At 70.2% G+C, this 13,675-nt stretch carries 11 protein-coding genes; 9 read left to right on the plus strand and 2 right to left on the minus strand.

The genetic code is table 11. From position 1 onward, the window contains the following. Positions 1-140 precede the first annotated feature (140 nt). Positions 141-1,397 (minus strand): AMP-binding protein, encoded by a 1,257-nt coding sequence (locus tag CHB84_RS15110; protein ID WP_089302264.1) that lies wholly within the window; start codon positions 1,395-1,397, stop codon positions 141-143. A 185-nt stretch (positions 1,398-1,582) separates the two neighbouring features. Here CHB84_RS15110 and glmS point away from each other — a divergent pair, with 185 nt between their 5' ends. Then, entirely contained in the window at positions 1,583-3,409 is a 1,827-nt protein-coding gene (glmS, locus tag CHB84_RS15115; protein WP_089302265.1) for a glutamine--fructose-6-phosphate transaminase (isomerizing), read from the plus strand. A gap of 14 nt (positions 3,410-3,423) precedes the next feature. Here glmS and CHB84_RS15120 read toward each other — a convergent pair whose 3' ends face one another. Continuing rightward, positions 3,424-4,377: a 1,4-dihydroxy-2-naphthoyl-CoA synthase gene (locus CHB84_RS15120; RefSeq protein WP_089302266.1), complete on the minus strand. Its 954-nt coding sequence runs from the start codon at positions 4,375-4,377 to the stop codon at positions 3,424-3,426. 108 nt (positions 4,378-4,485) lie between these two features. On the opposite strand from CHB84_RS15120, the gene menD reads away from it, so the two are divergent. From menD to CHB84_RS15160, 8 genes are all read left to right on the plus strand, one after another. Next, positions 4,486-6,177 (plus strand): 2-succinyl-5-enolpyruvyl-6-hydroxy-3-cyclohexene-1-carboxylic-acid synthase, encoded by a 1,692-nt coding sequence (gene menD / locus CHB84_RS15125; RefSeq protein WP_089302267.1) that lies wholly within the window; start codon positions 4,486-4,488, stop codon positions 6,175-6,177. Between the two features lie 181 nt (positions 6,178-6,358). Continuing rightward, the gene (locus CHB84_RS15130; RefSeq protein ID WP_089302268.1) at positions 6,359-7,519 is read left to right on the plus strand and encodes a glycosyltransferase family 4 protein; all 1,161 of its coding nucleotides are present in this window, start codon (positions 6,359-6,361) and stop codon (positions 7,517-7,519) included. Positions 7,520-7,608: 89 nt separating this feature from the next. Further along, entirely contained in the window at positions 7,609-8,304 is a 696-nt protein-coding gene (locus tag CHB84_RS15135) for a demethylmenaquinone methyltransferase (RefSeq protein ID WP_089302269.1), read from the plus strand. 58 nt (positions 8,305-8,362) lie between these two features. Then, positions 8,363-9,658, plus strand: coding sequence for a geranylgeranyl reductase family protein (locus CHB84_RS15140; RefSeq protein ID WP_089302270.1), 1,296 nt, complete (start codon positions 8,363-8,365; stop codon positions 9,656-9,658). A gap of 532 nt (positions 9,659-10,190) precedes the next feature. Next, a complete protein-coding gene (locus CHB84_RS15145; protein WP_089302271.1) occupies positions 10,191-10,628 on the plus strand; it encodes an NADH-quinone oxidoreductase subunit A in 438 nt (145 codons plus the stop codon). Between the two features lie 87 nt (positions 10,629-10,715). Beyond that, a complete protein-coding gene (locus CHB84_RS15150; RefSeq protein WP_217898575.1) occupies positions 10,716-11,357 on the plus strand; it encodes a NuoB/complex I 20 kDa subunit family protein in 642 nt (213 codons plus the stop codon). A 114-nt stretch (positions 11,358-11,471) separates the two neighbouring features. Next, positions 11,472-12,236: an NADH-quinone oxidoreductase subunit C gene (locus tag CHB84_RS15155; RefSeq protein WP_089302374.1), complete on the plus strand. Its 765-nt coding sequence runs from the start codon at positions 11,472-11,474 to the stop codon at positions 12,234-12,236. Next, entirely contained in the window at positions 12,233-13,660 is a 1,428-nt protein-coding gene (locus tag CHB84_RS15160; protein ID WP_089302272.1) for an NADH-quinone oxidoreductase subunit D, read from the plus strand. Before CHB84_RS15155 ends, CHB84_RS15160 begins: the two co-directional genes overlap by 4 nt. The last annotated feature ends 15 nt before the right edge of the window (positions 13,661-13,675 follow it).

Below are 13,675 nucleotides of genomic sequence, written 5' to 3' on the forward strand. Positions count from 1 at the left end.
GTCCGTTACCGGGTGGTACGGCGACCGCCGGTGCCGTTACGCGAGCCGGCCAAACTTTGTCGGACGGCGGCCTTGACAGGCTGTGTGCAGGACGTACCCGTTGCGCGGCCGGGCGACGCGGCAGGGCTGCTGGTGTGGCGTCACGCACGTCGTTCACGGCCGGTGCCTGCCGGCCGGGTGAGGGTGCTGCGCAGTGCGGAGCGGTCGACCTTGCCCGGTCCCAGCTCCGGGAACGAGTCGAGCACGTGTATGCGCTTGGGGACAGCCGTGCGACCGCCTGCCGCGCGGGCGAGCTCGGCCAGCGCCTCGCTTGCCGGCGGCCCGGCGGGGTCGGTCGGGACGATCGCCGCGACGACGATCTCCCCCCACTCGGCATCGGGAATCCCGACGGCGCAGGCCTGGTCCACGCCGGGATGGTCGAGCAGGGCCCGCTCCACCAGCGCAGGCGGCACCTTCACGCCGCCGGTGTTGACGACGTCGTCGGCGCGGCCGAGCACGTCCAGGCGACCATCGGCGCGGAACCGCCCCAGATCGCTCGTATGGAACCGGCCGCCCGAGAACGCGGCCGATGTGGCGGTGGGGTCGGCGCGGTAGCCGTGCGCGAGGACGTCGCCGGACAGCGCGATCCGTCCCGGAACCCCTCCTGTATCGCAGGCGGCGTCGCTGCTCGTGTCCCCGTCGCCGCCCTCGCCTGCCCCGTCACCGTAGGGCTCCAGGTGAACGCCCACGCCCTCCAGCGGCGTCCCGTCGTAGACGCATCCGCTCGCGGTCTCGCTCATGCCGTAGGCGCTGACGACGGTCAGGCCGGCGTCGGCAGCACGGCGGCGCAGGGGTGCGGGTGTGGCCGCACCACCCACCACGATCGCGTCGAAAGCCCTCGCGGCCTCGAGGGCCGGGCCGCCCGCGTCGAGGATCCGGGTGAGCTGCGTGGGCACCAGCGAGGTGTAGCGCGGCCCCGTGCCGCGCAGCACGGGTCGTGCGGCGGCGGCGAACTCGTCCGGCCGGAACCCGGCGCTGAGGTCGAGCACCGCGGGACGCGTGCCGGCAAGGAGCGAGCGCACCAGCACCTGTATACCCCCGATGTAGTGCGCCGGGGTGGCCAGCAGCCACCGCCCCGGCCCGCCGAGCCGGGCATGCGTGGCCCGTGCCGAGCTGGTCAGGGCGTGCGCGGACAGTAGCACACCCTTCGCGGGCCCGGTCGAGCCCGAGGTGGGCACGATCGCCGTGGTCGCGTCCTCGACGGGTTCGCCGGGGCGCATGGCCGCACGGACGGATCCGGCCTGCGGGTCGTGCGCGTCGAGTGGGAGCACCGTTCCCGCGCCCGCGAGCGCACCGGCCAGCGCGTCGGCCAGCTCGTGCACCGACGCCTCGCTGCCATCGACCCAGACCTCCCGCACCCCACCATTGTGCGGGTGTGCTGAATGACGCTTTCAGTCCACCCGGCGGACTGAAAGCGTCATTCAGCGTCCTGCCCGATTCCGGGCAGGCCGTTCGGGGCAGCGAGGTCAGCAGGCGCCAGCTCAGGCGGATGGTGTACGGCTGACCGTTCGGGCGCGCCGGTCGACCGGACGGGGAGGTAGGAATGTGCGGAATCGTGGGCTACGTCGGCGCCGAGCAGGCGACACCGATCCTGCTCGAGGGACTGCACCGGCTGGAGTACCGCGGGTACGACTCGGCGGGCCTTGCGGTGACGGCAGGCGACACGCTGCACGTCACCAAGGCAGCGGTGCGCGTGCCGGAGCTGCGGGACCGCGTCGGCGAAGGTCACGCCGCCACGACCGGTATCGCGCACACCCGGTGGGCCACCCACGGCGAGCCGGCCGACGCCAATGCCCACCCGCACACCGACGCGGGCAAGCGGGTAGCCGTCGTGCACAACGGGATGATCGAGAACGCCGATGACCTGCGTAGGGAGCTTCTCGCGGCAGGTGTGGCGCCGGCGTCCGACACCGACACCGAGGTGCTCGCGCACCTGACAGCCGGGCAGCTGGAGGACGGCGCTGCGAGCCTGGAGGAGGCGGTGCGCACGGTGCTGACGCGCGTCGACGGCGCGTACGGCATCGCCGTCGTGGACGTGACCCGGCCGCAGGAGCTCGTGGTGGCCAAGGACGGCAGCCCCATCGTGCTCGGCATCGGCGACGGGGAGATGTTCGTGGCCTCGGACCTGGCCGCGCTGGTCCGGCACACGCAGCGAGTCATCTACCTGGACGACGGCGAGCTGACCACGATCGGCGCGGGTGACTACCGGACAAGCACGCTCGGCGCCAACCGGACCGCGAAGACCGCGACCACGGTCGACCTCACCGAAGAGGACTACCAGCTGGGTGGCTTCGCGAACTACATGCACAAGGAGATCCACGAGCAGCCGGAAGCCGTGCGCCGCGCGGTTCTCGGCCGGCTGGACGAACGGTTCAGCACGGCGCACCTCGGTGGTCTGCACCTGGACGCCCGCGAGCTGCGTTCGATCCACTCGGTGAAGGTCCTCGGCTGCGGGTCTGCCTACTACGCAGGTGAGATCGGCGCCAACCTGATCGAGGAGTGGGCCCGGATTCCCGCCGATGCCGAGCCGGCTTCGGAGTTTCGCTACCGCAACCCGGTCATCGACCCGGACGCGCTGTACATCGCGGTCAGCCAGTCCGGGGAGACCAAGGACACGCTGGCTGCCGTGCAGGAGCTCAAGCGCAAGGGCGGGCGCGTGATCGGATTGGTCAACGCGCCGGGAAGCGCGATCGCGCGGGAGTGCGGCAACGGGGTCTTCCTGCATGCCGGTCCGGAGGTCCCGGTCGCGTCCACGAAGGCCGTGACGAACATGGCTGTGTGCTTCGCGATGCTCGGCCTGCTGCTCGGCCGCGTGCGAGACCTCTCCGTCTCGCGTGGCAGCGGGATCGTCTCCGCGCTGGACGCGTTGCCGCAACGGATCGGCGAGGTCATCGCGGTGGAGGACCGGATCGCCCGCGTCGCCGAGCGGTTCAGCCGGGCCGCGCGGATGTTCTTCGTCGGCAGGGTCTGGTACTGGCCTGCTGCCAGGGAGGGTGCCCAGAAGCTCAAGGAGATCTCGTACATTCACGCGGAGGCCTACCAGGCCGCTGAGCTCAAGCACGGGCCGCTTGCGCTGATCGACGGCGGCATGCCTTCTGTCGTGCTCGTCGCCGACGACGAGCTGCTGGCCAAGAACATCTCGACGCTCGAGCAGATCAAGGCGCGCGGGGGGCCGGTCATCGCGGTGACCAGCGTCGACCTTCCGGAGGGGCTCGCGGACGAGGTGATCCGGCTCCCGCGTACCCATCCCGAGCTCGACCCGATCGTGTTCACGATCGCCTTGCAGCTTTTCGCTTACCACCTCGCCCTGGGGCTGGGCAAGGAGATCGACAAACCCCGCAACCTGGCCAAGAGCGTGACCGTGGAGTAGTCGCTCGCCAGCGCTCAGTAGAAGTAGGGGTAGTCGGTCCAGTCAGGGTCGCGCTTCTCGAGGAAGGCGTCGCGGCCCTCGGCGGCCTCGTCGGTCATGTATGCCAGCCGCGTCGTCTCACCCGCGAAGACCTGCTGGCCGGGCAGGCCGTCGTCGATCAGGTTGAACGCGTACTTGAGCATCCGCTGCGCCGTCGGGGACTTGCCGTTGATCTCCCACGCCCACCGCAGGGCTTCGGCCTCCAGCTCGGCATGCGGGACCACCTCGTTGACCGCCCCCATGTGGTGCATCCGCTCGGCGGTATAGGTCCTGCCGAGCGCGAAGATCTCCCTGGCGAACTTCTGCCCGACCTGGCGCGCGAGGTAGGCCGAGCCGAACCCGGCGTCGAAGGAGCCCACGTCCGCGTCGGTCTGCTTGAACCGGGCGTGCTCGGCCGAGGCGATCGTGAGATCGCACACCACGTGCAGCGAGTGCCCGCCGCCTGCCGCCCACCCCGGCACCGCGGCCAGCACGACCTTGGGCATGAACCGGATCAACCGCTGGACCTCGAGGATGTGCAGCCTGCCTGCCTGCGCAGGGTCGATGGTGTCGGATGTCTCGCCGCCGGCGTACTGATATCCGGAGCGGCCACGAATACGCTGGTCACCACCGGAACAGAACGCCCAGCCGCCGTCGTGCGGGGACGGCCCGTTGCCGGTGAGCACGACCGCGCCGACATCCGAGCACATCCTTGCGTGGTCGAGTGCGCGGTAGAGCTCGTCGACGGTGTGCGGGCGGAAGGCGTTGCGCACCTCGGGGCGGTCGAACGCCACCCGGAGCACGCGTTTGCCGCCCCGGCTCTCGGCGGAACGGTGGTAGGTGATGTCGGTGAAGTCGAAGCCTTCGACCTCGGTCCACGCTCGCGGATCGAAGAGCTCGGAGACGGGCCGGGACGGGTCGGCTGCGGCTGGCGTATCGGGATCGGGCACGTCTGGGAGGATAGTTGGCCGGGAGTGCCGCTGTTGCGACGGGAGATCAACGGGTGTGCTGATGCCGACAGAAGCGCGACGGGGAGCACGGCCGTCGGGGGAGCGCCTATGAACCCTTCCACAGCGCAGGCGCGTGTCCTCGTGGACGAACTGGTGCGCAACACCGTCTCGCACGTCGTGGTCTGTCCCGGCTCCCGCAACGCACCGCTGTCCATGGCCCTCTACGACGCGGCGGAGGCCGGACGCCTCGCGATGCATGTCCGGGTGGACGAGCGCACCGCCGCGTTCCTCGCACTGGGCATCGCCGCCCGCACCGGACGCCCGGCGGCGGTGGTGTGCACCTCCGGTACCGCGGCTGCCAACTTCCACCCCGCGGTGCTGGAGGCCGATCGGGCCGGCGTCCCGCTGATCGTGCTCACCGCGGACCGGCCCGCGGAGCTGCGCGCCGCAGGGGCCAACCAGGTGATCGAGCAGGACCGGCTGTACGGGAGCGCGGTGCGCTACTTCGACGAGCTGGCCGTCGCCGAGAAACGGCCCGGCCAGAACGCGTACTGGCGCAGCCAGGTCTGCCGGGCATGGAACGCGGCCTATGGGGAATGGCGGTCCGGTCCGGTGCACCTCAATGTCCCGTTCCGCGAGCCGCTGGTACCGGACTCCGACGGGCTCGACGAGCCGTGGTGCGAGTCGCTCGACGGGCGGGCGAACGGGCAGCGCTGGACGGAGCTGCCCGACTTCGGTGCATTCCCCGCGTTCGTGGTCCCGTCCGCGCGGTGCGGGCTGGTCATCGCGTGCGACTCCGGAGTGCGGGCCGCCGGCGAGTGGGCCGCCGAGCACGGGTGGCCGATCATCTCCGAGACCGGGGCGGCCGGGTTGTCCGGCGACTGCGCCATGACCAGCGGTGCCTGGCTGCTCGCCGTTCCGGAGTTCGTCGCCGCGCACAAGCCGGATCAGGTGCTGTGTATCGGACGGCCGACGGTGTTCCGGCAGGTGGAGTCGCTGCTGGCCGACGAGGACGTGGAGGTGCTGCTGGTACGCCCGGACACCGACTGGCCCGCTCCGGCGCACAACGTGCGACAGGTCGGCCAGTGGTTCGCCGAGCCGACCAAGCCTGCCGATCCCACGTGGCTGGAGCGCTGGCAGCGGGCCGACGGTGCCGCGCGGCGCGCCGTGTCGGAGACGCTGGCCGCGGCACCGTGGCCGACAGGTCCCGGCGTGGCGGCCGAGCTTGTCGACGCGCTGCCACCGGAGTCGTTGCTCGTGATCGGTTCGTCCAACCCGACACGGGATGTCGCGCTGTCCGCAGGCTCGGCCCGACCGGACATCGTGGTGCACCGCAACAGGGGCGTCGCCGGTATCGACGGCACGGTCTCGACGGCGCTCGGTGCGGCCACGGCGCACCGCGGGCCGTCCTACGCCCTGCTCGGCGACCTGACGTTCCTGCACGACATCAACGGCTTGTTGAGCCCTTCCGGTGAGGAGCTGCCGGATCTGACGATCGTGGTGCTCAACGACGACGGGGGCGGTATCTTCTCGCTGCTCGAGCAGGGAGCCGACGAGCACTCCCGCAGTTTCGAGCGCGTGTTCGGGACGCCGCACGGCTCGGACATCGCGGCACTGTGCGCGGGGTACCGGGTCGCGCACACGCGGGCGCACACGCGCACGGAGCTGCGGGAGGCGTTGCGGCCGGCGCGCGGCCTGCGGGTGGTCGAGGTCGTCGTGGACCGCTCGTCGCGGCGTCAGCTGCACACCGGGCTGGGCGAGGCCGTCGGTGCGGCGGTCGCCGCGGCGTTGCGTTCCTGAGCGGCCGACCGGGGCCAGTTCTCGCCGAGCGCGGCGGCGGCCACGCCTGCTCCGTGCGGTCCGGTGCGCGGGCATCGAGCGCGCGGCCCGCGTCGCGGGTCAGCAACACTTCCCCGGGTGTTCGCTCACCGGCCACGTCGGCGCGGTTCGTCCGGTCATTCGCGGTTGTGATGGTTGGGACGTGCGCATCGCGATCGTGACCGAGTCCTTCCTGCCCCAGGTCAACGGCGTAACCAACTCGGTGTTGCGGGTGCTCGAACACCTGCGTGCCGCTGGGCACCGGACCCTCGTGATCGCACCGGGCTCCGGTATGGAGTGGTACGGGGACACGCGGGTCGTCCGGCTGCCCGCTGTGCAGCTACCCGCCGTGAAGTCGTTGCCGGTCGGGTTGCCGACAAGGGCGTTGGACGCGGCACTGGAGGAGTTCGGCCCGGACGTGGTGCACCTCGCGTCCCCGTTCGTGGTGGGGGCGCGTGGCGCGCAGGCGGCGCGCCGTCTCGGCGTGCCGAGCGTGGCCGTCTACCAGACCGATGTCGCGGGTTTCGCCGACTCGTACGGGCTGGGATTCGCGCGCCGGGCGGCGTGGCGATGGATCAGGCGGCTGCACAGCACTGTCGACCGTACGCTCGCCCCCTCCACGGAGTCGGCTCGGCAACTGCACGAGCACGGCGTGCCGCGGGTGCACCTGTGGCGGCGCGGGGTGGACGTCTCGCGGTTCTCTCCCGAGCTCGCCGACCGCGGCCTGCGGGCGGCGCTGGCTCCGCACGGTGAGCTGCTGGTGGGGTTCGTCGGGCGGCTGGCACCGGAGAAGGAGGTGGACAGGCTGGCCGCGCTGGAGAACGTCCCCGGCGTGCGGTTGGTCGTGGTCGGGGACGGTCCGGCGCGGGAGGCTCTGCGCCGGCGCATGCCGGGTGCGGCGTTCCTCGGGGCTCGCTACGGGGACGAGCTGGCTGCCGTGTACGCGAGCCTGGACGTGTTCGTGCACACGGGCCCGCACGAGACGTTCTGCCAGACGGTCCAGGAAGCGATGGCCTCGGGCGTGCCCGTGCTGGCTCCTGCCGCGGGCGGTCCGATGGACCTGGTGCGTGACGGCGTGACCGGCTACCTGCTCCCCGTGGAGCGGGGCGCGTTCCGAGCTGCCCTGCTCGGCCGGATCGATCAGCTCGCAGACGACCGGTCGCGTGCCGGCATGGGTGCGCGCGGGCGAGCCACCGTACGCGCGCGCACCTGGCAGGCGGTCTGCGCCGAGCTGCTCGTGCACTACGGCGACGTCACCGGCTCGCCGGTGAGCCCCGGCGGTGACGCCGTCGAGGACGGGTACGCGGGACGGATGAGCGCGTAGGGCGCGCGGCAGGCTGCGGACGCGGAAGCCGGGGCGCTCGCACTGCCCGCGCGTACCGCCGGTGGGGCAGGGTTACTAGGCTGCTCACTATGTCGCGCGCCAATCTGGACAAGGACCCCCGCGAGGTCGCGGCGATGTTCGATGACGTAGCGAAGGGGTACGACCGCGCGAACTCGGCGATGACCTTCGGGTTCGACCGGCGCTGGCGCAACGTCGCCGCGAACATCCTGGACGCCACCCACGGTGATCGCGTGCTCGACCTTGCCGCGGGAACCGGGGTGTCCACCGCCGAGTTCGCCAGGCACGGCGCGTGGTGCGTCGCGGCCGATTTCTCGGTGGAGATGCTGCGCAACGGCAAGCAGCGCGGCGTGCCGATGGTGGCCGCGGACGCGCTGCGGCTGCCGTTCGCCGACGAGTCGTTCGACGCCGCGGCGATCCTGTTCGGCCTGCGCAACTTCGTGGACACCGCTGCCGCGCTCGCCGAGGTCGCTCGGGTGGTCAAACCGGGTGGCCGGCTGGTGATCTGCGAGGTTTCCACCCCGCCCAACCCGCTGATGCGGTTCCTGCACACCAAGTTCCTCATGCGCGTGCTGACCTGGTTCGGTAAGCGGGTCTCGTCGAACCCGGACGCGTACTCCTACCTCGCCGAGTCGATGGCCGCGTGGCCGCAGCAGCGCGAGCTCGGCGAGATCATCGCCGCTGCCGGCTGGTCCGGTGTCGAATGGCTGAACGTCACCTTCGGGGTGGTCGCGATCCACCGCGCTGTCAAGCCGGAGCAGGAGTGACGGCACGTGTGACCCACGGGCCGGGGGACACCGAGCGTGCCCGGGCTAGGGTGGCGCCATGAGCACGGCGAGTCGGCGTCGTCCCGACGAGGACGCGGAGGTCATTGTTGTCGGTGCGGGCCCTGCGGGGGCGACCGTGGCGACCTACCTCGCCCGCGCGGGTGTCGATGTCCTTGTACTGGAGAAGACCACGTTTCCCAGGGACAAGGTGTGCGGGGACGGCTTGACCCCGCGCGGGGTCAAGCAGCTGATCGACCTCGGGATCGACACGCGCGAGGAAGCGGGCTGGGTGCACAGCAGGGGCCTGCGCATCCTCGCGGGCGAGCACACCATCGAGCTGGACTGGCCGGAGCTGAGCAACTACCCGCCCTACGGGGTCTCGCGCACCCGCCACGACTTCGACGAGCTGCTCGCCCGTACCGCCGAGCGTGCGGGGGCGAGGTTGCAGGAGCGCACGGCGGTGACCGAAGCGATCACCGAGGAGCGCACCGGCAGGGTCGTCGGGGTGCGCGGCAAGTTCGGGCCGGACAAGGAGCCGGTGGCCTACCGCGCGCCGCTGGTGCTGGCCTGTGACGGCGTGTCGGCCCGGCTCGCGCTGTCGGTCGGGATCGACAAGCTCGACAACCGGCCGATGGGCGTGGCGGTCCGGCGTTACTACAAGAGCCCGAAGCACGACGACCCGATGATCGAGGGTCACCTGGAGCTGTGGGACCGGCGTGACCCGGACGACCCCAGGTTGCTGCCCGGCTACGGATGGGCGTTCCCGCTCGGCGACGGCACCGTCAACGTGGGGCTGGGTATCCTGTCGACGAGCAAGGCGTTCCGGAACACCGACTACCGGGCCCTGATGCGTTCGTGGCTGGACTCCACCCCTCAGGAGTGGGGGTTCCGGGAGGAGAACGCGATCGGCCGGATCGGTGGCGCGGGCCTGCCGATGGGGTTCAACCGCACCCCGCACTACCGCAACGGCCTGCTGTTACTCGGGGACGCCGGGGGGATGGTCAGCCCGTTCAACGGGGAAGGCATCTCCGCGGCGATGGAGTCGGCCCAGCTGGCCGCCGAGTGCGTCGTACAGGCACTCGCCCGGCCCGAGGGGCCGTCTAGGGAACGTGCCCTGCAGGGCTATCCGCGGGCGCTGTCCGAGGAGATGGGTGGCTACTACCGGCTGGGTAACCTGTTCGCCAAGGCGATCGGCAACCCGAAGGTGATGCGCGCGTCGACGAAGTACGGGCTGCGCATCAAGAGCCTCCTCCCGCTGATCTACAAGGGTATGTCGGGCTGTTACCAGACGCGGGGCGGCGACGCGGTGGATCGCCTGATCACGACGGCGTCCCGGCTGACTCCGAGCGCGTAGGCACCGCTGTCCCGCTCGGCGGCCTCACCCGCGCCGTGCGCGGGACCCGCCCGGTCATCACGGCGGTGCCGTTGGTCACGGCGGCGTCGCGCCGTAAAAGCCGTGTGATCTTTCTCGCGTCTCCGGTTCGGCGCTCGTGACTGCCCGGTGCCGCGCGCCGCCTGCGCGGCGTATCTCCCGGGTGACCACGTCGTTCCCGCTGCGCTCGGCGGCGACGTCACCGATGCGGGGTGAGGACCCTGCGGGAGACGAATCGTGTTCGAAAGGGGGGCCAGGTCACAACCGGCGTAATGTGCGTCCTAGACTACGGCCAGATCTTGTGAACGCGTTCACAACGCTGTGCGCATGCTTGTGAACGGATTCACAAGACGTCCGCCGGTTCGCGGCCCGCCCGGGCGGGTGGTTGACCGGTAACCCGTTGGGGCCGGACGTGATCCGGGTCTCTTAGGGTGCCCCGCAGAGACTGCGGAACAGGACAGGAACGCCCAGCCGGCAAGGGCTGTGTCCGGAGCAGGAAAGGACGACGGTGCCAATGCTCGAGGCCGAGCCAGCCGCAGCAGCCACCGACGTATGGCACTTCGCGCAGGAAGCGGGAGTCACCAGCAGCGTCGAGACCTATCTCCCGCTGGTGCTGCTCCTCGCGCTTTCCACGGGGTTCGCGCTCTTCTCGGTCGTGATCGCCCCGCTGGTCGGGCCGAAGCGCTACAACTCGGCCAAGGTCGAACCGTACGAGTGCGGTATCGAGGCGTCCCCTCAACCGGTGGTCGGTGGTGGCCGGATCCCGGTGAAGTTCTACCTGACCGGGATGCTGTTCATCCTGTTCGACATCGAGATGGTCTTTCTCTACCCGTACGCGGTCGCTGCCGACTCGATCGGCCTGTTCGGTTTCGTCGCCGTCACGATCTTCATCGTCGCGATCACCGTCCCGTACGTGTACGAGTGGGCGCGAGGGGGCTTGGAATGGGATTGATCGCGCGTCACCCGCGCTCGCGTGCGTGGCTCGGTGCGCACGCGGTGTGTACGACCCGCAGTCGAGCCGAGCAGGGAGGGACCCATCATGGGGCTTGAGGAGAAGCTACCGAGCGGGATCATGCTGGCCAGCGTGGAGAAGCTGGCCAACTGGTCGCGACAGTCCTCGTTGTGGCCCGCGACCTTCGGGCTGGCTTGCTGCGCGATCGAGATGATGACCACCGGCGGTCCGCGCTACGACCTGTCCCGCTTCGGCATGGAGGTCTTCCGCGCGTCGCCGCGGCAGGCCGACCTGATGATCGTGGCCGGGCGGGTGAGCCAGAAGATGGCCCCTGTCCTGCGGCAGATCTACGACCAGATGTCCGAGCCCAAGTGGGTGCTGTCCATGGGCGTCTGTGCCTCGTCCGGCGGGATGTTCAACAACTACGCCATCGTGCAGGGTGTCGACCACGTCGTTCCCGTCGACATGTACCTGCCGGGTTGCCCGCCCCGGCCCGAGATGTTGATCGACGCGATCATGAAGCTGCACGCGAAGATCAACGAGGAGCCGATGGGGCCGCGGCGGGCCGAGGAGAAGGCCGAACGCGGTGAGGAGCTCCCGCTTCCGCCGTCGTCGGTGAAACACGCCCCCAAGTCCACCCGCGAAGCGCGGCTGGCAGAGGTCCCCGCCAACGAGGTAGAGGGGCGACGTCGTAGCACCATCCCGCTCGAGCTGCTTGAGGAGCGATGAGGCAGCGTGACCGAACCTGACGAACCCACCACACCCACCACCGACTCGAGCGCCGCCGATGCGGGCTCCGACGGCGGCTCCGGCACGCAGGGGCCGGCCGCGCAGCCCGACGAGGTGGCGGAGAGCAAGCCACAGCCGGGCGGCACCCAGTCCAGTGCCGAGCGCAGCGGCGGTAACGGTGGCGACAGCCTCGAGCCGTATGGCGCGCGCCCGGCCGAGCCGGTGGTCGCCGGCCGCGCGCGCAGGGGGATGTTCGGTGTCTCCGGGACGGGGGACACCTCCGGTTACGGCGGGCTCCGCCTGCCCGCGTACGTCCCGCCCGCTGCCGAACGGCCCTACGGCGGCTGGTTCGACGAGTTCGTCGACGATTTCCTTGCCGCGCTGGACGAGAACGGGATCCCGCGCGATGCGATCCAGCAGATCACGGTCGACCGTGGCGAGATCACCTTCTACGTGCGGCGGGAGCATCTCGTCGGTGTCTGCCGCACGCTGCGTGACGACGGCGCGCTGCGTTTCGAGTTCTGCAGCTCGGTCTCCGGTGTCGACTTCGGGGAGGATGTGCCGCAGCGGCTGCACTCCACCTACCACCTGACCTCGATGACCTACCGCAGGAGGATCCGGCTCGAGGTCTGCGTGGACGTCGACGACCCGCATGTTCCGTCCATCGTGGACGTCTATCCGGCAGCGGACTGGCAGGAGCGAGAGGCCTGGGACATGTTCGGCATCATCTACGACGGCCATCCGGGCCTGACCCGCATCCTGATGCCCGATGACTGGGAAGGGCACCCGCAGCGGAAGGACTACCCGCTCGGCGGTATCCCCGTGGAGTACAAGGGCACCGAGGTTCCTCCCCCCGACCAGCGGAGGGCGTACTCATGAGCAACAACGACAGTGCCAACGGCTCCGGCGACGCGCGCGCACACGACGCCACGCTGCACGACAAGGGGCTGGCGGATGTGACCACGGGCGTGGACACCAGCCCGGAGGGCTCGGAAAGCGACCCCTACGCCCAGTACAGGGACACGACCGAAGGCAGGGTCTTCACCGTCACCGGTGGTGACTGGGACGAGGCCATGGCCGACGTCGGCGGGGACGAGCGGATCGTGATGAACCTCGGCCCGCAACACCCGTCCACGCACGGGGTGCTGCGGCTGGTGGTCGAGATCGAAGGTGAGACCGTCACCAACCTGCGCACGGTCGTGGGGTACCTGCACACCGGTATCGAGAAGAACACCGAGGTCCGCAACTGGACGCAGGGCGTCACCTTCGTGACACGAATGGACTACCTGGCACCCCTGTCCAACGAGGCCGCGTACTGCATGGGTGTCGAGAAGCTGCTCGGCCTGGAGATCCCGCGCCGGGCGCAGGTGATCCGCGTGCTGTTGCTCGAGCTCAACAGGATCAGCTCGCACATGGTCGCGCTGGCTACAGGTGGCATGGAGCTGGGCGCACTCACCGCGATGACCGCCGGGTTCCGGGAACGCGAGGAGGTCCTGCACCTGCTCGAGTACCTCACAGGGCAGCGGATGAACCACTCGTACATCCGGCCGGGCGGTCTGGCCCAGGACGTTCCGGAGGACACGCCGGAGAAGGTCGGCGAGTTCGTCAAGCTGATGAAGAAGCGGCTGCCGGACTACGACAGGATGCTCACCGGCCAGCCGATCTGGCAGAACCGCCTGAAGGGCGTCGGCTACCTGCCGGTCGATGCGTGCCTGGCGCTCGGCGCGAGCGGTCCGATACTGCGCGCTGCCGGGCTCGGATGGGACCTGCGCAAGACCGAGCCCTACCTCGGCTACGAGGAGTACGACTTCGAGGTGCCGGTCTCCAACGACGCCGACGCCTTCGCGCGGTACGTGCTGCGGGTCGAGGAGATCCACCAGTCGTTGCGGATCATCGAGCAGGCCGTGCAGAAGCTGGAGCCGGGACCGGTGATGGTCTCCGACCAGAAGATCGCCTGGCCCGCCCAGCTGTCGGTGGCCTCCGACGGGATCGGCAACTCGCTGGATCACGTGCGCAACATCATGGGCCAGTCGATGGAGGCGTTGATCCACCATTTCAAACTCGTGACCGAAGGCTTCAGCGTGCCGCCCGGCCAGGTCTACACCGCGGTCGAGTCGCCACGCGGCGAGCTCGGGTACCACATGGTTTCGGACGGCGGTACGCGACCGATGCGGGTTCACGTGCGTGACCCCAGTTTCGTGAACCTGCAGTCCATGCCGGCGATGTCGGAAGGGGGGATGGTCGCGGACGTCATCGCGGCCGTCGCCTCGCTTGATCCGGTGATGGGAGGGTGTGATCGGTGACCGAGGCGCACGAAC

This window comes from Haloechinothrix alba, assembly GCF_900188115.1.
GTDB lineage: Bacteria > Actinomycetota > Actinomycetes > Mycobacteriales > Pseudonocardiaceae > Haloechinothrix > Haloechinothrix alba.